General features: G+C 61.0%; 20 protein-coding genes. 12 read left to right on the forward strand and 8 right to left on the reverse strand.

Going from position 1 to position 17,325, the window contains the following annotated elements; all coding sequences use genetic code 11:
* Positions 1–52: 52 nt before the first annotated feature.
* Positions 53–937: a LysR family transcriptional regulator gene (locus ACYP2A_RS13660; protein ID WP_459745646.1), complete on the reverse strand. Its 885-nt coding sequence runs from the start codon at positions 935–937 to the stop codon at positions 53–55.
* Between the two features lie 95 nt (positions 938–1,032).
* On the opposite strand from ACYP2A_RS13660, the gene ACYP2A_RS13665 reads away from it, so the two are divergent.
* Both ACYP2A_RS13665 and ACYP2A_RS13670 read left to right on the forward strand, forming a co-directional pair.
* On the forward strand, positions 1,033–2,169 hold the full coding sequence (locus tag ACYP2A_RS13665; RefSeq protein WP_459745647.1) for a DSD1 family PLP-dependent enzyme: 1,137 nt from the start codon (positions 1,033–1,035) through the stop codon (positions 2,167–2,169).
* Positions 2,159–2,551: a RidA family protein gene (locus tag ACYP2A_RS13670; RefSeq protein ID WP_459745648.1), complete on the forward strand. Its 393-nt coding sequence runs from the start codon at positions 2,159–2,161 to the stop codon at positions 2,549–2,551. Before ACYP2A_RS13665 ends, ACYP2A_RS13670 begins: the two co-directional genes overlap by 11 nt.
* Positions 2,552–2,567: 16 nt before the next feature.
* Here the strand turns inward: ACYP2A_RS13670 and ACYP2A_RS13675 are convergent, their stop codons facing one another.
* Positions 2,568–3,401: a sugar phosphate isomerase/epimerase family protein gene (locus tag ACYP2A_RS13675; protein ID WP_459745650.1), complete on the reverse strand. Its 834-nt coding sequence runs from the start codon at positions 3,399–3,401 to the stop codon at positions 2,568–2,570.
* Between the two features lie 242 nt (positions 3,402–3,643).
* Here ACYP2A_RS13675 and ACYP2A_RS13680 point away from each other — a divergent pair, with 242 nt between their 5' ends.
* The 4 genes from ACYP2A_RS13680 to ACYP2A_RS13695 all read left to right on the forward strand — a co-directional run bounded on the left by ACYP2A_RS13680 (position 3,644) and on the right by ACYP2A_RS13695 (position 8,675).
* Complete coding sequence (locus ACYP2A_RS13680) at positions 3,644–4,498, forward strand: IclR family transcriptional regulator (protein WP_459745652.1); 855 nt, start codon at positions 3,644–3,646, stop codon at positions 4,496–4,498.
* Positions 4,495–6,225 carry an FAD-dependent oxidoreductase gene (locus ACYP2A_RS13685; protein WP_459745653.1) on the forward strand — a complete coding sequence of 577 codons (1,731 nt, stop codon included), beginning with the start codon at positions 4,495–4,497 and terminating at the stop codon, positions 6,223–6,225. The genes ACYP2A_RS13680 and ACYP2A_RS13685 overlap by 4 nt, the downstream gene beginning before the upstream one ends.
* 94 nt (positions 6,226–6,319) lie before the next feature.
* Entirely contained in the window at positions 6,320–7,177 is an 858-nt protein-coding gene (locus tag ACYP2A_RS13690; RefSeq protein ID WP_459745654.1) for an SDR family oxidoreductase, read from the forward strand.
* A gap of 67 nt (positions 7,178–7,244) precedes the next feature.
* A complete protein-coding gene (locus ACYP2A_RS13695) occupies positions 7,245–8,675 on the forward strand; it encodes an NAD-dependent succinate-semialdehyde dehydrogenase (protein WP_459745655.1) in 1,431 nt (476 codons plus the stop codon).
* 40 nt (positions 8,676–8,715) lie between these two features.
* Here ACYP2A_RS13695 and pbpG read toward each other — a convergent pair whose 3' ends face one another.
* On the reverse strand, positions 8,716–9,654 hold the full coding sequence (gene pbpG, locus ACYP2A_RS13700; protein WP_459745656.1) for a D-alanyl-D-alanine endopeptidase: 939 nt from the start codon (positions 9,652–9,654) through the stop codon (positions 8,716–8,718).
* 257 nt (positions 9,655–9,911) lie between these two features.
* Here pbpG and ACYP2A_RS13705 point away from each other — a divergent pair, with 257 nt between their 5' ends.
* Entirely contained in the window at positions 9,912–10,472 is a 561-nt protein-coding gene (locus ACYP2A_RS13705) for a hypothetical protein (RefSeq protein ID WP_459745657.1), read from the forward strand.
* 1 nt (position 10,473) lies between these two features.
* On the opposite strand, the gene ACYP2A_RS13710 is transcribed toward ACYP2A_RS13705, so the two are convergent.
* Together ACYP2A_RS13710 and ACYP2A_RS13715 are read right to left on the reverse strand one after the other, a co-directional pair.
* The gene (locus ACYP2A_RS13710; protein ID WP_459745658.1) at positions 10,474–10,656 is read right to left on the reverse strand and encodes a hypothetical protein; all 183 of its coding nucleotides are present in this window, start codon (positions 10,654–10,656) and stop codon (positions 10,474–10,476) included.
* 140 nt (positions 10,657–10,796) lie between these two features.
* Complete coding sequence (locus ACYP2A_RS13715; RefSeq protein ID WP_459745660.1) at positions 10,797–11,165, reverse strand: hypothetical protein; 369 nt, start codon at positions 11,163–11,165, stop codon at positions 10,797–10,799.
* A gap of 224 nt (positions 11,166–11,389) precedes the next feature.
* On the opposite strand from ACYP2A_RS13715, the gene ACYP2A_RS13720 reads away from it, so the two are divergent.
* Positions 11,390–12,205 carry a shikimate 5-dehydrogenase gene (locus tag ACYP2A_RS13720; RefSeq protein ID WP_459745661.1) on the forward strand — a complete coding sequence of 272 codons (816 nt, stop codon included), beginning with the start codon at positions 11,390–11,392 and terminating at the stop codon, positions 12,203–12,205.
* 3 nt (positions 12,206–12,208) lie between these two features.
* Here the strand turns inward: ACYP2A_RS13720 and ACYP2A_RS13725 are convergent, their stop codons facing one another.
* A complete protein-coding gene (locus tag ACYP2A_RS13725) occupies positions 12,209–12,859 on the reverse strand; it encodes a YceH family protein (RefSeq protein WP_459745662.1) in 651 nt (216 codons plus the stop codon).
* Between the two features lie 99 nt (positions 12,860–12,958).
* Between ACYP2A_RS13725 and ACYP2A_RS13730 the strand changes: the two genes are divergently transcribed.
* Positions 12,959–14,107, forward strand: coding sequence for an MFS transporter (locus ACYP2A_RS13730; protein ID WP_459745663.1), 1,149 nt, complete (start codon positions 12,959–12,961; stop codon positions 14,105–14,107).
* Here the strand turns inward: ACYP2A_RS13730 and nhaR are convergent.
* Positions 14,097–14,993 (reverse strand): transcriptional activator NhaR, encoded by an 897-nt coding sequence (gene nhaR / locus ACYP2A_RS13735; protein ID WP_459745664.1) that lies wholly within the window; start codon positions 14,991–14,993, stop codon positions 14,097–14,099. The two genes, ACYP2A_RS13730 and nhaR, sit on opposite strands and share 11 nt — an antisense overlap.
* 131 nt (positions 14,994–15,124) lie before the next feature.
* On the opposite strand from nhaR, the gene ACYP2A_RS13740 reads away from it, so the two are divergent.
* The gene (locus ACYP2A_RS13740; protein WP_459745666.1) at positions 15,125–15,367 is read left to right on the forward strand and encodes a hypothetical protein; all 243 of its coding nucleotides are present in this window, start codon (positions 15,125–15,127) and stop codon (positions 15,365–15,367) included.
* A 33-nt stretch (positions 15,368–15,400) separates the two neighbouring features.
* Positions 15,401–16,147 carry a TerC family protein gene (locus ACYP2A_RS13745; RefSeq protein WP_459745668.1) on the forward strand — a complete coding sequence of 249 codons (747 nt, stop codon included), beginning with the start codon at positions 15,401–15,403 and terminating at the stop codon, positions 16,145–16,147.
* 77 nt (positions 16,148–16,224) lie between these two features.
* On the opposite strand, the gene ACYP2A_RS13750 is transcribed toward ACYP2A_RS13745, so the two are convergent.
* The gene (locus ACYP2A_RS13750) at positions 16,225–16,407 is read right to left on the reverse strand and encodes a hypothetical protein (protein WP_459745670.1); all 183 of its coding nucleotides are present in this window, start codon (positions 16,405–16,407) and stop codon (positions 16,225–16,227) included.
* A 222-nt stretch (positions 16,408–16,629) separates the two neighbouring features.
* Between ACYP2A_RS13750 and ACYP2A_RS13755 the strand changes: the two genes are divergently transcribed.
* The gene (locus tag ACYP2A_RS13755) at positions 16,630–17,325 is read left to right on the forward strand and encodes a peptidase C39 family protein (RefSeq protein ID WP_459745671.1); all 696 of its coding nucleotides are present in this window, start codon (positions 16,630–16,632) and stop codon (positions 17,323–17,325) included.

Raw genomic sequence — 17,325 nt, forward strand, 5'->3', positions numbered from 1 at the left:
GGGCCGTTTGCATCGACGGGCCTGGCTTGGTGCTGGAGTGCGCAAGGTGTTTCTATAGTTTGATTGCCTCAATCAAAAAATTCGTCAAAGCGCGCACTCTGGCAGTCTGATGTTTGCGCGAAGGTATCAGCAGTGAGATGGGGGCACTTTCGAATGACCAGTCAGCCAATACCCTGACCAGTCTTCCAGACCGGATGGACTCACTGACATCCCATTCGGAACGAAGCACCAGCCCTTGTCCCTGCTCAGCCCATTCGCGGGCAACACTGCCGTCGTTGGTCAGCATGGCAGGCTCGATGCGTAACACACGACTCACCGAGCGTTTGCGCAAGTGCCACAGCGTTACATCCTCTTCGTTTTCCCGGATACAGAGACACCGATGGTTGACCAGGTCTTCTGGCGTCTGCGCTGCGCCGCGCAAGGCCAGATACTCAGGGCTGGCGCACAACCATCGCTCGTTACTGACAAGCGTACGCGCCACCCACGAACTGTCGCTGATGCGGCCGATGTGAATCACCGCATCGCTGTCATGGCGATCGGGCCAGGGCGTCTCGCGTAAATCCAGATGAACGCGCAGGTGTGGATGCGCCGTGGCAAACCTGGAGAGCAAGGGCGCAATACGCTGGCGGCCAAAACCGAACGGTGCCGCCAGTCGCAGTGTTCCGGTCAACTCGTCATCAGCGCGCCTGAATGATTCGGGCAGCGCTTCCAGCTGTTGCAACAATATGGCCGACTCCGCTGCGAAGCGTTCTCCCTCTGCCGTCAGGCTTAACCTGCGCGCGTCCCGACTCGCCAGATTGACGCCCAGATGCGCTTCCAGCTTGCGCAGCCGCATCGATAGCGCAGGTGCAGAAACATTCAGTCTTCTCGCGGCCGCGCTGAGCGATTCCGAATGCGCCAGGGTCACGGCCAGGCGCAAGTCTTCGATAGAAATCATTCAGTTTTTCTTAATCATTGATGACTCAACATTGAACCACAGCTTAATCTCGAATGAGTAGAGTACCCAGGTCAGCTTTCAACCAGGTACTGCCCATGACCTCTTCACTTTCACAATTGCAAACGCCGGCCGCCATTATCGACAGGGCGAAGATGCTCGCGAATATTGAGCGTATGCAGCTACGGATGGACCGCCTCGGCGTGCGCCTGCGGCCCCATGTAAAGACCACAAAATGCCTGCCGGTGATCAACGCGCAGATCAAGGCGGGCGCGTGCGGCGTCACCGTTTCAACGCTCAAGGAAGCGCAGCAATGCTTCGATTCAGGTATCGATGACATCCTCTACGCGGTGTCGATGGCGCCGGCAAAGCTGCCCCAGGCGCATGAGCTGAAACAGCGCGGATGCAACTTGAGCATTCTCACGGACAGCGTTCAGGGGGCAGCGGCAATCGTGGCCTTTGCTCATCAGCATGGCGCGGTGTTCGACGTATGGATTGAAGTGGACTGCGACGGGCATCGCTCGGGACTCAAGAGCGAATCTGCGGCGTTGCTTGAGGTGGCGCGAACCCTTCAACGTGGCGCAATGAATGTAAAAGGCGTTTTGACCCACGCCGGCTCAAGCTATGAACTCGATAATCAACCGGCGCTTGAGCAACTCGCTGAACAGGAGCGGCGTGAATGTGTGGTCGCCGCCGAGCGTATTCGGGCATTGGGCATCGCTTGCCCCGAAGTGAGCATCGGCTCTACTCCTACCGCGCTGTCGGCGCGGGATCTTGTCGGCGTGACGGAAGTTCGCGCCGGGGTCTATGTGTTTTTTGACCTGGTCATGCACAACGTGGGGGTCTGTCAGCGAGATGAGCTGGCACTGAGCGTGCTGACGACCGTGATCGGCCATCAGGTCGAAAAAGGCTGGGTGATCACCGATTCAGGCTGGATGGCCATGAGCCGGGACCGTGGTACCCAACGGCAAGGCCATGACTATGGCTACGGCCAGGTCTGCACCCTTCAGGGCCAGTGGATCGAGGGCGCGCTGCTGCACAGCGCCAATCAGGAACATGGCATCGTGACCTTCCAGGGCCTGAACGGCGAGGCCCTCGAACAGCGTTTTCCAATTGGTAGCCGATTGCGCATCCTGCCCAACCACGCCTGCGCGACCGGTGCACAATTTCCTTTTTACCAAGGCATCGACAGCAACGGTGCTGCCGAGCAATGGAGTCGGCTCTATGGCTGGTAATACGATCCTGCCTGTGCAAACCGACCAGGCAGCGCCTCCCGGCGGGCATTACGCTCAGGCCGTGCGTTATCAGGACACGTTGTATATCTCGGGGCAACTTCCGGTTCGTGCCGATGGCAGCCATAGCATGGATGAGCCTTTCGAGACGCAGGCGCGCATTGCCTTGAATAACCTGCTGGCCATTCTCGAGCACGCAGGTGCACAGATTACCGACCTGATGAAGGTCACGGTCTACATCGTCGGCGTCAAGCACTGGCCCGCCTTCAATGCGCTGTATGCCCAGGCTTTGGGCGCGCACCTTCCTGCGCGTGCCGTGGTTCCTGTGCCAGAACTGCATCATGGCTATCTCATCGAGATCGAGGCGATTGCACGTCTGGACTGACCGCTGCCGCGCAAGGTTACCGGGCGTGCGCCAGACCGAGCACCTCGCGGGCCTTTTGCAGGGCGAGACTGGCGCGCTCATAGGCGCTGACGCCTTGCTCCAGCAATTGCCGTGTGGGAATTTCCAGGCTTAGCGGCGTTGCGCCGGGCAGGGCCTTGAGCAGCCCGTGCAGATCACAATCACCGTCGCCCGGAAAGCGACGCTCGTTGCGCGCCTGATGCAGGATTTCATCCATGTCGTCAGGGCGCGGGCCGGCCACGTCGCACAATTGCGCATAGCGAAAGCGTTGCGGATTGGCCGCTGTGGCGGTGGCCAGTTGGACCAGCGACGAGCCCGAACGGTTGAAGTGAAACGCGTCGACCAGCACGCCGCCGTTGGGCCGGTTGGCCTGTTCGACGATACGCAGGGCCTGCGCCAGATCCGGCGTGTCGGTCCAGGGCATGAACTCCAGATGTGGGTGAATGCCGAAGCCGGCTGCCAGGTCGCAGAGCGCCGCGATGTGCTCGATCATCCGTGCTTCATCAGGGTCGTTGCCTGCCACCAGCAGTTCGGTTGCGCCAAGTTCGGCCCCGGTTTCCAGCAAGGCCTGACAGTCCGCCACTTGCGTCTGCGGGGTGAGGCGCAGGATTTCGATGTCCATCACCTTGATGCCGGTGTCGCGCAAACGCTGCTGGGTCTGGCGGCGCAATCCGGCGTCGCTCAGCAGGGCAAAGTGATGCTCCTGCGGCGTGGCCGGCAACAGCCGCAGGCCGACATGGCTGTAACCTGCACGGGCGGCGACCTCTACCATGTCCGGTGGCGATAGCTCCAGCACGGTGAGGGCGGCAAGGGAAAAGACCGGTTCGCTCATGGTCGACTCTCATTGTTGGGTGTGAACGGAAAATGGCCGATCGGTGATTGCCGAATCGAGCGCCTTTTTCTAGTTAGAACCGAGTTCCAGTTTTAAATCAAGTGGCATGCTGGAATTGATTTCCAGTCAATGATGGCGCGTGTGGCAAAGCCATTGACGGCGGAGTCATAACTGGAATACTTTTCCAGTCGATAACTGGAACGCTTTTCCAGAAACCTGATAACCCGGACAGGAGACCGCTCATGCCGAGCGCTGCCAGTGCCACACCTTCCAGCCACGCCGGATTGCTCGAGCGTGGTCTGGCCATTCTGGAAATGCTCGCCAGCAACGCCGAGGGCATTGCGCTGACGATGATTGCCGAGCAGTTGCAGATTCCCCGTAGCGCCACCCACCGGCTGCTCAATACCCTGTGCGAAGCCGGGTACGTGCGTCAGGAACATGAGCGTGGCACCTATGTGTTGACCACCCGACTGCAAACCCTGGCGTTCACCCACCTGAGCGCCGAAGGCATGGTCGATGCCGTGCAGCCGGTGCTTAACCGCCTGGCGACCGAGGTCGGTGAGCTGGTGCGTTTGTCGGTGGTCGACGAAGACCGGCTGGTCTGGGTGGCGCGTGCTCAAGGCGCGCGTTCCGGGCTGCGCTATGACCCGGACATGGGCATGGCTGCGCGGCTGTCCTGTTCGGCAAGCGGTTACGCCTGGCTGGCCAGCATGGATAACCCGCAGGCGCTGGAGCTGATCGCCCAGCAGGGCTTCGGCAGCGTGCAGGACTACGGTCCCGACGCGCCGCAAAGCACTGCCACGTTGCTGCCGCGCATCGAAGTGACCCGCACGCTGGGGTATGCCCTGGCGATTCAGACCTTTGCCGACTGGATGTCGGCGATTGCCGTGGCCGTGACCCACCCGGTCAGTGGCAAGGTGATCGGTGTGGTCAGCGTGGCCGGCCCGGTGTTCCGCTTGCCCGAGGCGCGCTTGCATCAAATCGCCCCCGCGCTGCTGGCCGCCGCCGAAGAAATTCGCCACCTGATGCCCGGTTCGCCGGCCTTGATGAGCCCGCAGCTCAGCGTTCTGGATGCCCGGCAGGGAGAACAGCGGTGAGCGAACAACTTCAAGGCACGGCAAGGCGCCTGGACTGTGATCTGCTGGTAATCGGCTCGGGTGCGTCAGGCCTGGCGGCGGCAGTGACGGCCGCCCATCACGGGTTGAAGGTCATCGTGGTGGAAAAGCATGACACCTTCGGCGGTGCCAGCGCCTGGTCGGGCGGCTGGCTGTGGGTGCCGGGTAATCCGCTGGCCAGGCGCGCCGGCATCGATGAAGACCCGCAACAGCCGCGAACCTATCTGCAACACGAACTGGGTGAGCGCTTCGACGCGGCCCGGGTCGATGCGTTTCTTGAGCATGCGCCACGCATGGTCGCGTTTTTCGAAGCGCACACCGCCGTGCAATGGGTAGACGGCAACGGTATTCCAGACATTCATGGCCATGTACCGGGCGCCGGGTTGCAAGGCCATCAGGTGATTGCCGCACCGTATGACGCTCGCGAGTTGGGGCCGCTGCTACGGCGATTGCGCAAGACGATGCGCGAAACCTCGTTTCTGGGCATGCCGATCATGGCCGGCGCCGATCTGGCGGCGTTTCTGAGCATGACCCGTTCGCTCAGGTCCTTCGTGCATGTGAGCAAACGCTTCGTGCGTCATTTGCGCGACCTGGCGTTGTATGGCCGGGCCATGCACCTGGTCAACGGCGTGGCGCTGATCGGGCGGCTGGCCAGGTCCGCCGTCGATCTGGGCGTAACCTTGATCGAATCGGCGCCGGCGCGGCAGTTGCTGACCGAACAGGGCCGCGTGACCGGCGCACGGGTCGACACACCTGAGGGCGCGACCGATATCCATGCCCGTTGCGGTGTGGTGCTGGCCGCCGGCGGCTTTCCCCATGATATCGCCCGGCGCAAGGCGTTGTTCCCGCGCACGCCTTCGGGTCATGAACACCTGGCGCTGCCGCCGGCGGAATGTTCTGGCGACGGCATCAGCCTGGGGGAAGCGGTTGGCGGCGTGCTGGCGGTTGACCTGGCCTCGCCAGTGGCCTGGGCACCCGTCTCGCAGGTGACGCATGCCGATGGTACGACCGGGCATTTTCCGCACATCATCGACCGCGCCAAACCCGGCCTGATCGGTGTTTTGTCGACCGGCAAGCGCTTCGTCAACGAAGCCGACGGTTACTACGACTACACCGCCGCCATGGTCGCGCAGGCGCCGCAAGGGGAAGAGGTGGCGTCGTGGCTGATTTGCGATCATCGTTTTCAACGGCGCTTCGGTCTGGGGCACTCGCGGCCATTCCCTCTACCGGTAGGGCCTGCGGTGCGCAGCAGCTATTTGCAGCGCGGCGACTCCATCGAAGCACTGGCGCGCGCCTGCGGTATTGATCCGGTGGGGCTGGCGCAGACCGTACAGCATTTCAACGAGCATGCGCGCAACGGCGAAGACCCTGAATTCGGTCGGGGCTCGACGCCCTATAACCGTAAACAGGGCGACCCTCTGATCCGCGAGGGCAACCCGTGCGTGGCGCCTATCGAACAGGCGCCGTTCTATGCGGTGAAGGTGCGTCCCGGCAGCTTTGGCACCTTTGCCGGGCTCAAGACCAATGCAGCGGCGCAAGTGCTGAACGCCGATGGCGATGCGATTGCCGGCCTGTATGCGGTCGGCACCGACATGGCCAGCGTGATGGGCGGTGTGTATCCCTCTGGCGGTATCAATCTAGGGCCGGCGATGACCTTTGGCTATATCGCGGGCAGGCATGCGGCAGGCAAGCAGGGCAGTGCGGATTAACCACTCGTCAGGGCCGATCAGGATCGTGTTGAACGTTGCACCTCAGTAGCGGGACACAACAGAGGTCACGTTCCGAACACTCAGGAGAAATCCCATGACCGATTATCCACGTCCACCTTTCCCCAGGCAGCAACAGCCAGTGCCTGGCCTGCAAGGCAAGATGGACCCGTATCCGGACTGCGGCGAAGAAAGCTATACCGGCTCTGGCCGCTTGCAGAACAAGATTGCGCTGATCACTGGCGGCGACAGCGGCATCGGTCGCGCGGTGGCCATTGCCTTTGCCCGTGAAGGTGCCGATGTCGCCATTGCTTACCTGGATGAGCATGAAGATGCTCAGGAAACCGCACGCTGGGTCGAGCAGGCGGGCCGTCAGTGCCTGCTGTTGCCGGGTGATCTGGCGCACAGATCGGTTTGCCAGGAGACGGTGGCCAAGACCGTCGAGCAGTTCGGGCGCATCGATGTGCTGGTCAACAACGCGGCGTTCCAGATGACCCACCAGCGCTTCGAAGACATCCCTGACGAAGAGTGGGTGCGCACCTTCGATATCAATATCACCGCGATTTTCCGTATTTGCCAGGCAGCGGTACCGCACATGCCCAAGGGCGGCTCGATTATCAATACCAGTTCGGTCAACTCCGACATGCCCAAGCCGACCCTGTTGCCCTACGCGACCACCAAGGGCGCGATTGCCAACTTCACCGGCGGCCTGGCGCAGTTGTTGGGCGAGCGTGGCATTCGTGTCAACAGCGTTGCGCCGGGGCCGATCTGGACGCCATTGATTGTCGCGACCATGCCCGAGGATGAAGTCGAGCAATTTGGCAGTAATACGCCGCTGGGCCGCCCCGGTCAGCCGGTCGAAGTGGCGCCGCTGTATGTCCTGCTGGCCAGCGACGAGGGCAGCTACCTGTCTGGCGAGCGCTTTGGCGTAACCGGCGGCAAGCCGATTCTTTGAGGACTTGACGTGGGCCTTGCGATGATGGCCCTCTAGCTACCTGTTTATCCAGGATTGGAGATTCGCGATGTATCCCGATGTACAGCTCTATATCAACGGTCAATGGCGCGCCGCTCACGACGGTCGCACTCAACCGGTACTCGATCCGGCCACCGGCCAGATCATCGGCCAGGTTGCGCATGCCGACATCAGTGATCTGGACGATGCACTGGCGGCTGCCGAGCGTGGATTTGCCGCCTGGCGTGCGGTGCCGGCCTTCGAGCGCTACAAGATCATGCGCAAGGCGGCGGTACTGGTACGTGAGCGTGCCGACTCGATCGCCAGCATCATGACCCAGGAACAAGGCAAACCGCTTGGCGAAGCACGTGCCGAAGCGTTGTCGGCGGCCGACATCATCGACTGGCTGGCCGAAGAGGCGCGCCGCAGCTACGGGCGTCTGGTGCCATCGCGCGGCGCGAATATCGAGCAGAAGGTCATCAAGGAACCGGTCGGCCCGGTGGCGGCATTCACGCCGTGGAACTTTCCGATCAACCAGGTGGTGCGCAAGCTGTCCTCGGCACTGGCGGCCGGTTGCTCGATTATCGTCAAGGCCCCGGAAGAAACCCCGGCATCGCCTGCCGAACTGATTCGTGCCTTTCATGACGCCGGCGTACCGGCCGGTGTGATTGGCCTGGTGTACGGTGATCCTGCGCAGATTTCCGGTTACCTGATTCCGCACCCGGTGATCCGCAAGGTGACCTTTACCGGCTCGACGCCAGTCGGCAAGCAGCTTGCAGCACTGGCCGGCAAACACATGAAACGCGCCACCATGGAGTTGGGCGGCCATGCGCCGGCGCTGGTGTTCGAAGACGCCGACCTGAACCTGGCAGCCCGTACCCTGGCCACCGCCAAGTTCCGCAATGCCGGGCAAGTGTGCGTATCGCCCACGCGCATTCTGGTGCAGCGTTCGGTGTTCGAGGCGTTTACCGAGCAGTTTGTTGGCCTGACCCGTGAGATCAAGGTCGGCAGCGGTCTGCAATCAGACACCACCATGGGCCCGCTGGCCAACGAGCGCCGTGTGCCGGCGTTACGTGATCTGGTGGAAGACGCCGTCGGTGCTGGCGCCAAAGTCGAGACCGGCGGCAAGGCGGTTGAAGGCGAGGGCTGGTTTTTCGAGCCGACCGTGCTGACCGGGCTGACGCCGGCGATGCGCATCATGAACGACGAACCGTTTGGTCCGGTAGCGTTGCTGGTGCCGTTCGACACACTGGAAGAGGCCATCGCCGAATCCAACCGTGTGCCTTTCGGGCTGGCGTCATACGCCTTTACCACCTCGATGAAAACCGCCCAGGCGCTGAGCCATGGCATTGAGGCGGGTATGCTGTCGATCAACCATCAGGGCATCGGTTTGCCGGAAGTGCCGTTTGGCGGCATCAAGGATTCCGGCTACGGCTCCGAGGGCGGCATCGAGGCAATCGAGGCTTACCTGAACACCAAACTGGTGACGCAGTTCAACTAAGTCGATGCAGAAGGAGCGGCCTTGGCCGCTCCTTTCTCGATTATTCCTTGGCCTGCTGCAAGCCGTTCTGGCGAATTGCCAGGTTCTTTTCCTTCTTGTACTGCAAGGCCACTTCTGGCACCGGGCCGCTCTGGCCGGTTTCCAGCCATTTGCGCAAACGGCTGGCGTCGGCGAAGTGGGTCTGTTTGCCGAAGGCGTCGAGAATCACCACCGACACCGGGCGCTTGGCCATGTTGGTCAGCAGCACCAGGCAGTGCCCTGCCTGGTTGGTGAAGCCGGTCTTGGTCAGGCGGATGTCCCAGTTTTCGCGGTGCACCAGATGGTCGGTGTTACGAAAGCCCAGGGTGTAGTTGGGTTTGGTGAACCGTACGGTCTTCTCTTCGGTGGCGCTCAGTTCGCTGAGCAGCGGATATTTGCGTGCTTCCAGCAGCAGTTTGGTCAGGTCGCGGGCGGTCGAGACGTTGTAGACCGACAAGCCGGTGGGTTCGACATAGGCGGTGTGCTTCATACCCAGTGCCTTGGCCTTGGCATTCATGGCCAGGATAAACGCCGGATAACCGCCGGGATAACTGTGCGCCAGGCTGGCCGCCGCGCGGTTCTCCGATGACATCAGGGTAATCAGCAGCATGTCGCGCCGATTGAGCTGGCTGCCGAGTTTGACCCGGGAAAACACGCCTTTCATTTCTGCCGTATGGGAAATATCGACCGGGATCACTTCGTCCATCGATTGTTTGGCGTCCAGCACAATCATGGCGGTCATCAGCTTGGTGACCGAGGCGATGGGCACAATCACATCCGGGTTATTGGAATACAGCACTTTGTTGCTTTGCAGGTCGACGACCATGGTGCTGCCGGAGGCCAGGTGAAGATTGGCCGGGTCGCGCGCCAAGGCTGCCGATTCATTGGCAAAAGCCTGGGTGCCAAGCAGCGGGCCGGTGAATGCAAATAAAAGGCCCAGAAGCGTATGACGAATTTTCAAGTAAGCTCACTCGATGAATGTGCGCACGCGCACGGAATACAGAAATAAAGTGCGCATTTTAGGAGCAGGATTTACCCAAAGTCGATGGGGCACCACCGGCATTTCATCCTTTTAATCACGCGACTGCGTGCTTATTCAGACACTGTTAAGTAGGAAAGCGCTTTTAACCAGGCCGCGACCGATATTCGTGGTATCGAATGCTGACACCGATTAGCATCCCAGCCTTATCGTATGTAACGGATTCAAGGAGTCAGGTAATGCCCAAAGGGTTGATCGGCAAGGATTATGGCGTGCTGGTAATCATTGCAGTGGCTATTGCAGTCCTGCTGCTGGGTGCAGGTTTTTTCGTCAAGCCAGTCGACTGGGCCGGTTGGGTGCAGGCCAGTGGGGTGATTGTGGCACTGTTGCTAGCGGTGGCGGTGCCGGCCATTCAGCGTCAGCAAGAGGCGCACCGGGTCACGTTGCGCCATCGCGCACGTGAAGTCGGCTATGCGCGACGCATTCAATACCTGTGTGGAGAGTTGAGCGAAATGCACGGGCGTATCAGCCTGAACCTGCCGCATCTGCGCGCCAATGACCGCCATCGCTTGAAGTTTACCTTGCAGGACTATCTGCACCGGGTGTTCGAGTCGCACAAGCGCGACCTCAACGATGACCGCATCGTCGTGGCGCACGAGTTGCGCCAGGTGGCCAATAACCTGATTGAAGAGTTGGACAGCGGGCGTACCGACCGCACCGAATACGTGGCGCTGGAGCGGCGCTTGCAAAAGCTGACCCAGCGCTGCCAGTTGATTGTGGTGATTGCCGAGCGTTCCTGAGTCAGCTATTGAGCCGGCGCACGGTCAACTGCTCGGACAGTGCCTGTGCCTGCGGCCGTGAGGTGAACGGCCCGCCAATTGGCTCGCCGTCGCGCATCAGGTACCAGCAGGCCAGCAAGCCTTGTTCTCTGAGCGGCACGGGAACAGCGCTGCCGACCACCGACATGATGTGTACTTCGTTCATGGCTGCCTCCATCTATTCATGCTGGCCACTTTACCCAAGGCTGCTGGCACGCAGAAATCAACCGTTTCGATAGTGGTCATCGATAGAAGCCTGGGGACGCCATAACGCAAAACCCCGCCGGGAAGGCGGGGTTTTGTGGGTTACCAGCGGCGCGGTGGGCCGTAGTACACAGGTTGCGGCGGTGGGCCGTACTGGCGGTAGTAGCCAGGCGGTGGGCCTGGGTAGCGCTCGACCACTTCATAGGCCGGGACCTGCTGGTAGTAGACCGGCGGCGGTGGTGGTGGAGCGTAGTAAACGGTGCGTGGCTGCTGCACATATACCGGCTCGCGCTCTACGTACACCGTGCGGTCACGACCGCGGTCCGAAGACACGGCGGCACCGACGACGGCGGCGCCGACAATCGCGCCGACGATCGCAGGACCTCCCCAACCATGGCCACCGGCGTTGGCCTGACCTGCCAGGGCCAGTGCACCTACAAACAAGGCGATCTTGGGTAATTGACGAATCATGATGGTTGTTCCTCGGCTTTCGACCCGTTATCGCGTTGCACCGGCTCTGGTGCTGCTACGGGGTTATTGCTAAGACAGCGGTTTTGTTCAGATCTGCGAATCGCCTGCGTAAAGTTTGTGTAAGGTATGACCCGTCGTCACAAACCGTCTTTTTCGCCAGCACCTGTGGCGGCGAGTGTACGCCTGTTTAGCAGGCTTTAGCCAATACCGTTCAGGAGATTTACATGACCGTCATCGCCAGCAAGGACACGCTGCTGTGCATGTCACTGGCCGCCCGTCCCGGTAATTTCGGGGTGCGTTTCCATAACCATCTTTACCGTGAGCTGGGGCTGAATTTCTACTACAAAGCCTTTGCCCCCAACGACCTGGCGGGTGCTGTCAACGGCATGCGCGCGCTGGGCATCCGTGGTTGCGGTGTGTCGATGCCGTTCAAAGAGGATTGCATCGCGCTGGTCGATGAACTGGACGCTTCGGCGGCGGCTATCGAGTCGATCAATACCATTGTCAACACCGACGGCCATTTGAAGGCCTACAACACCGATTACATCGCTGTGGCGCAGTTGCTCGATGCGCATGCCGTGCCACGCACGCGTTTTGCCCTGCGCGGCAGTGGCGGCATGGCCAAAGCGGTGGCCTGTGCGATGCGCGATGCCGGCTTTACCGACGGAATAATCGTGGCCCGCAATGAAGCGGCTGGCCGGCGCCTGGCCGAAACCTGCGGCCTGCACTGGCAGCCGGAGCTGGGCGCTGAGCGCCCGCCCTTGCTGGTCAACGTCACGCCGCTGGGCATGGCTGGCGCCCAGGCCGATGAGCTGGCCTTCGAACTTGCCGCGATCGAGGCCGCCGATACCGTGTTCGATGTGGTGGCCACGCCTGCCGAGACGCCGCTGATCCAGGCCGGCCGCCGGCTGGGCAAGCACCTGATCAGCGGTGATCAGGTGGCGGCGATCCAGGCGCTGGAGCAGTTCGTGCTGTACACCGGCGTGCGTCCCAGTGACGAGCAATATCAGCGTGCCGCAGCGTTTGCCCGCAGCCTCTGAGTCTCAGCCCTCCAGCTGCGCCAGCCGTGCTTCCAGGGCGGCAATGCGTGCTTCCAGCTCGTCGAGGCGTTCGCTGGAGGGCGGTGCACTGCGTTCCGCCGCTTGCGGCCGGTTGGCCAGCAGCGCCTGCAGGTCTTCCTCGGTGCCCAGGTTATGCATGTAGCGGTCTTCGCGCTGACCACTCTGGCGTGGCAGTAGCGACGCCAGGCCTCGGGCGATCAGGCGTTCGAGCTGGTGCACCACCTGTTCGGCGTCTTCGAAGTCGTGCATGCGGTTGCTGCGGGTCAGCAGTTCGTTGACGGTTTGCGGGCCGCGCAGCAGCAACAGGCCGGTGAGAATCACCTGCGCCGGCACCAGTTCCAGGTGCTTGTCGACCCGATGTTCCCAGCGGTCGGCGCGGCTGCCCATGACCAAACGGGCCAGGCCGATGTTTTCCAGGCTGCGCAGGCTCTGGCCGATCTGGCCCTGGGTCAGGCTCATGACCGGGTCGCGGCTGGTTTTCTGGTTGCAGGCCAGCATCAGCGCATTGAGGGTCAGGGGGTAGGTTTCCGGGTTGGTGGCCTTCTTTTCGATCAGGCAACCCAGTACCCGCACCTGGCTGCTATCCAGATGCAGGGCGTGTGAATCGTCGGTGTTTTCGATGCTGTTGGACATGCTGTACTCCCTGAGCAATGGCAGGCCGCCAGCCTATGTTGAGATGAGGATTATTGCCAGTGCCGTCTATAATCGGCGGCCACGTTCTGGAGTTTGCTCATGCTGCCCATTTTTCTGTTGTCGGCCGCCGGTTTTACGGTGCTGACCACGGAGTTCGTCATCGTCGGCCTGTTGCCGGCGCTGGCCCGGGACCTGGAGATTTCGATTTCCCGGGCCGGGCTGCTGGTGACCCTCTTTGCCTTTACCGTGGCGGCCTTCGGTCCGTTTCTGACCGCGTATTTTTCGCGCTTCGAGCGCAAGCGGCTGTTCATTGGCGTGCTGTTGCTGTTCGCAGCGTCCAACCTGATTGCTGCGCTGGCCAATAACTTTGCGCTAATGGCGTTCGCCCGGTTGATTCCGGCGCTGGGCCTGCCGGTGTTCTGGGCACTGGCCAGTGAAACGGTGGTGAGTATCGCCGGCCCGGCATCTGCCGGACGCGCGGTGGCGCGGTTTGGCGTGGGAATCATCTGCGCCATGGTGTTTGGCATTCCGGTCGGCACGCTGATCAGCGATATGTCTGGCTGGCGCACCGCCTTTGCGGTACTGGCTGGCCTGGCACTGCTCAAGGCCTTGCTGCTGGCGCTCTGGTTGCCGGAATCGAGGCCTGTGCAAAAGGTTTCGATGCTCAGCCAGTTCGGCATTTTGCGCAGCAGCCTGATGCAGGGGCATGTGTTGCTGTCGGTGCTAGTGTTCAGCGGCATGTTCACCGCCTACACCTATCTGGCTGACATTCTTGAGCGCCTGGCTGGCTTCGATGGCGCTGTGGTGGGTTGGTGCCTGATGGGCTTTGGTGCGGTCGGTTTGCTGGGCAATGCGTTGGGCGGACGTTTGGTCGATCGCCATCCGCTGATCGCCAGCCTGGTGTTCTGCACGTTTCTGATTGCCGGCATGCTGGCCGTGGTCCCCAGTATTCAGTCCCTGCCGGCGCTAGCCCTGGCCCTGACCGTCTGGGGTGTGACCCAGGCGGCGCTGTTTCTGGTTTGCCACGTGCGGATCATGAAGGCTGCGCCACAGGCACCGGCCTTTGCCGCCTCGCTGAACGTGGCCGGCGGCAATCTGGGCATTGGCATGGGCGCGCTGATTGGTGGCCGGGTCATTGACAGTCTGGGGCTGACCAGTGTCGGTTTCGCGGCGGCCGGCATCATTGCGCTGGCGATCATGCTGGCGCTGGGCATGATGCGCGCAGGCGAGCCTGTGATCAGTCACTGAACAGCTTGTTGCGCGCCCCCTCGGTGATCGCCACGACACCGGGGTGGCGCACTTTACGTTCTACGGTGATGGCGTAGAACGATTCGGTCACCGCGTCGGTCTGACCGATCATGCGCACGCCATACTGCGCCTGTACCTCGTCAGCGATGACGCTGGGCGCCACGAATACGCCGCTGCCCGATTTGCCGAAGGCCTTCATCAACGCGCTGTCATCGAACTCGCCGATGATGCGCGGGCGTATTTTCTGCTCGGCGAACCAGCGCATCAGCCGCCCGCGCACCACAGTGTCCTGGCCGGGGATCAGCAGCGGGGCGTTGTCCAGGGCTTGCGGAAAATCCGCGTGCAGGCGCTGGGCGACTTCTTCGGTGGCAAAGAAGCTGACGCCACATTCGCCCAGTTTCTGGCTGAAACCACGGATGTCCAGATGCGGTGGCATGGGGCTGTCGGATACCACCATGTCCAGGCGCTGGATGGCCAGATCGGCCAGCAGGCGTTCAAGTTTGTCTTCTCGGCAGGTAATGCGCACCGGCTCGCTCAGCTCCATGGTCGGGGCGATAAGCCGGTAAACAATGGATTTTGGTACCACATCGGCTACCCCGATACGGAACAGAATCTGTTGCTCATCGGGCCGCGAGCGCAACACCGTTTCCAGTTCGTTGCCGAGCTGGAACATCTGTTCGGCATAAGGCAGCGCCTGGCGGCCGGCTTCGGTAAGCTCCAGTTGCCGGCCCACCCGCTGGAACAGGTCGACGCCCAGGCCCTGTTCCAGCAGGCTGATCTGACCGCTGATGGTTTGAGCCGTGAGGTTCAGTTGCTCGCAGGCGCGCACGATACTGCCGGTCTTGGCCACGACCCAGAAATAATGCAATTGACGGTAATTGAGCATGGGTTCACACACTTCGTAAAAAACGAAGTATATACCTTGAAAATGCGAATTTTCCTGATGTTACAAGGTCTCTAGAATGCTTCCTCATCGCCATGACGCTTAAACCATTGGCACCGATGATCGAGGAAACCATGAAAAGCTCCCTTTATGCTGCATTGTTGACATGTTCTCTGTTTGTACTGAGCGGCTGTGATCAGGTTGAAACAACCAGCAAGCAGATGCTCGATACGGCGGCAAGTTCCGCCAAACAGGCCATCGACGACACCCATAAAGCGGCCACCAAGGCGCTGGAGGAAGCTCGTGAAGAGTTGTCGGTCGCGCAGCCTGCGGCAAAGCCAAAAGATGCCGGCACTAAAGCCGGGCAGGAAATCTGACGTTATTAACCTTGGCTCATTCGGGACACAAATATGGAATACCTGTTGGAACTGGCTTCAAGCCCGGCGGCCTGGGTGGCGCTGGCAACTTTGGTGGTCATGGAAGTGGTGCTGGGCATCGACAACCTGATCTTCATCTCGATCCTGACCAACAAGCTGCCCGAGCATCAGCGGCCCAAGGCACGCCGGCTGGGTATCGGCATGGCGCTGATCATGCGTCTGGGCCTGCTCAGCACCGTGGCCTGGATCGTGCAGTTGACCGAACCGGTGATCGAGTTGATGGGCCAGGCGTTCTCGTGGAAAGACATGATCCTGATCGCCGGTGGTCTGTTTCTGGTCTGGAAGGCGACCACTGAAATCCACCACAGCATGGATGAGGCGCACGACAAGGAAGACACTGTCGGTTCCAAGGTGACCTTGAGCATGGGTGCGGCCATCGCGCAGATCCTGATGCTCGACCTGGTGTTCTCGATCGACAGCATTATTACTGCGGTGGGCATGACCGAGCACTTGCCGATCATGATCATTGCCGTAGTCTCGGCGGTGGTGGTGATGCTGGTGGCGGCTGACCCGCTGGCCAAATTCATCAACGACAACCCGAGCGTGGTGATGCTGGCGCTGGGCTTCCTGATCATGATCGGCATGACGCTGATCGCCGAGGGCTTTGGTGCCCATGTGCCAAAAGGCTATATCTATGCCGCGATGGCCTTCTCGGCCCTGATCGAGGTGCTGAACATGCTGGCGCGTCGTTCCAAACGCAAGAAAGCTTCTACTGCCTGATTTCTGCAGGCGAGTGAAAGAACGGTCGGTCCTGTGATGGGGCCGACCGTTTTGCTTTCAGGTCTGAAAAAGCGATATCAGTGAGCGTTCGCCGGCCGGATCTTGTGATGTCTGGCGGGCTTCGAGGGTTGAACGACTGGAGTGGGGCGGGTGTGATGCCGATGATGGCGACGGGCAATGCGCATGACGCCCCAGAGCATGGCGCAGGCTACGGCAAGCCAGGCAGCGATCAACATCGCAATAGTCATTTCCACGTTCATGGATGTTCCTCCACAGTCGCTGCAATCGATTGCAGTCTTCATAACCGACAGTCTAGACCCCTTAGTGTTTCGCCAACTTGACAAGTGGTTGCCGGCTTCGACTGTTTTGCTCTATGCAATGATGGCTACATGCCTAAAGGCTATACCGCCGACGTACAGCGCTCTATTATCGCCATTCCCGTCAGGTCAGAGGTCGCCTGGCGTTCGATCAAGTGAGGGAACATGTTGCCGGTATTATTTGCATCCAGAGCGGTTCGGGTTGGACTGGCGGTTGCCATGCTGGCGATTCTGGGCGGCTGTTCTTCATCGTCGCGCACGTTGCATGCGCTGCCGCCGGATCCGCAAGGGCTGCCCGACCGGGTCGAGCTGACATCGATGCCATTCTTTCGCGGCAATGCTTTCCAGAGCGGGCCTAACGCACTGGCCACCATGCTGGCGCATCAAAACGTCGCCACCACTCCCGGCCTGCTGGAGAAAAATCTGCAACTGCCGGGCGCTGAAGCGCAACTGGAGCAAAACCTGCAACGCGTAGCCCGTGAGTACGGCTTTGTGGTTTATCCGCTCAATGGCCAGTTGAGCGATTTAAAGGCTCAACTGACGGCGGGTTACCCGGTGCTGTTGCGCTTTAGCGAAGGCTCGGCACTGTGGAAAGAGCCGCGTTACGCGGTATTGGTCGGTTACGACCGATACCGCGACGGGGTGTTGTTGCAGGCCGGCATGAATCGTCGGCTGTTGATGAAGTTTGACAGCTTCACCTCGGCCTGGAATGACGCCGGTCACTGGGCGGTACTGGTGCAGGGCGCCCGCCAGTTGCCCGTCAACGTCGACCGCCAGCGCTGGCTGCAAGCGGCCGAGGCGCTGGCCAAAGCCGGCCAGGAGCAGGCAGCCGGCGAGGCGGTCAAGACGCTGGGGCGTTAG

Source organism: Pseudomonas sp. 3A(2025) (assembly GCF_054589175.1).

What these genes read in the sequence shown, in the direction of transcription:
- ACYP2A_RS13665 (WP_459745647.1), top strand. Translation starts at nt 1,033, where the DNA reads ATGACCTCTTCACTTTCACAATTGCAAACGCCGGCCGCCATTATCGAC.
- ACYP2A_RS13705 (WP_459745657.1), top strand. Translation starts at nt 9,912, where the DNA reads ATGCCCAAAGGGTTGATCGGCAAGGATTATGGCGTGCTGGTAATCATT.
- ACYP2A_RS13740 (WP_459745666.1), top strand. Translation starts at nt 15,125, where the DNA reads ATGAAAAGCTCCCTTTATGCTGCATTGTTGACATGTTCTCTGTTTGTA.
- ACYP2A_RS13755 (WP_459745671.1), top strand. Translation starts at nt 16,630, where the DNA reads ATGTTGCCGGTATTATTTGCATCCAGAGCGGTTCGGGTTGGACTGGCG.
- ACYP2A_RS13730 (WP_459745663.1), top strand. Translation starts at nt 12,959, where the DNA reads ATGCTGCCCATTTTTCTGTTGTCGGCCGCCGGTTTTACGGTGCTGACC.
- ACYP2A_RS13695 (WP_459745655.1), top strand. Translation starts at nt 7,245, where the DNA reads ATGTATCCCGATGTACAGCTCTATATCAACGGTCAATGGCGCGCCGCT.
- ACYP2A_RS13670 (WP_459745648.1), top strand. Translation starts at nt 2,159, where the DNA reads ATGGCTGGTAATACGATCCTGCCTGTGCAAACCGACCAGGCAGCGCCT.
- ACYP2A_RS13725 (WP_459745662.1), bottom strand. Translation starts at nt 12,859, where the DNA reads ATGTCCAACAGCATCGAAAACACCGACGATTCACACGCCCTGCATCTG.
- ACYP2A_RS13720 (WP_459745661.1), top strand. Translation starts at nt 11,390, where the DNA reads ATGACCGTCATCGCCAGCAAGGACACGCTGCTGTGCATGTCACTGGCC.
- ACYP2A_RS13715 (WP_459745660.1), bottom strand. Translation starts at nt 11,165, where the DNA reads ATGATTCGTCAATTACCCAAGATCGCCTTGTTTGTAGGTGCACTGGCC.
- ACYP2A_RS13680 (WP_459745652.1), top strand. Translation starts at nt 3,644, where the DNA reads ATGCCGAGCGCTGCCAGTGCCACACCTTCCAGCCACGCCGGATTGCTC.
- nhaR (WP_459745664.1), bottom strand. Translation starts at nt 14,993, where the DNA reads ATGCTCAATTACCGTCAATTGCATTATTTCTGGGTCGTGGCCAAGACC.
- ACYP2A_RS13690 (WP_459745654.1), top strand. Translation starts at nt 6,320, where the DNA reads ATGACCGATTATCCACGTCCACCTTTCCCCAGGCAGCAACAGCCAGTG.
- ACYP2A_RS13660 (WP_459745646.1), bottom strand. Translation starts at nt 937, where the DNA reads ATGATTTCTATCGAAGACTTGCGCCTGGCCGTGACCCTGGCGCATTCG.
- ACYP2A_RS13745 (WP_459745668.1), top strand. Translation starts at nt 15,401, where the DNA reads ATGGAATACCTGTTGGAACTGGCTTCAAGCCCGGCGGCCTGGGTGGCG.
- ACYP2A_RS13710 (WP_459745658.1), bottom strand. Translation starts at nt 10,656, where the DNA reads ATGAACGAAGTACACATCATGTCGGTGGTCGGCAGCGCTGTTCCCGTG.
- ACYP2A_RS13750 (WP_459745670.1), bottom strand. Translation starts at nt 16,407, where the DNA reads ATGAACGTGGAAATGACTATTGCGATGTTGATCGCTGCCTGGCTTGCC.
- ACYP2A_RS13675 (WP_459745650.1), bottom strand. Translation starts at nt 3,401, where the DNA reads ATGAGCGAACCGGTCTTTTCCCTTGCCGCCCTCACCGTGCTGGAGCTA.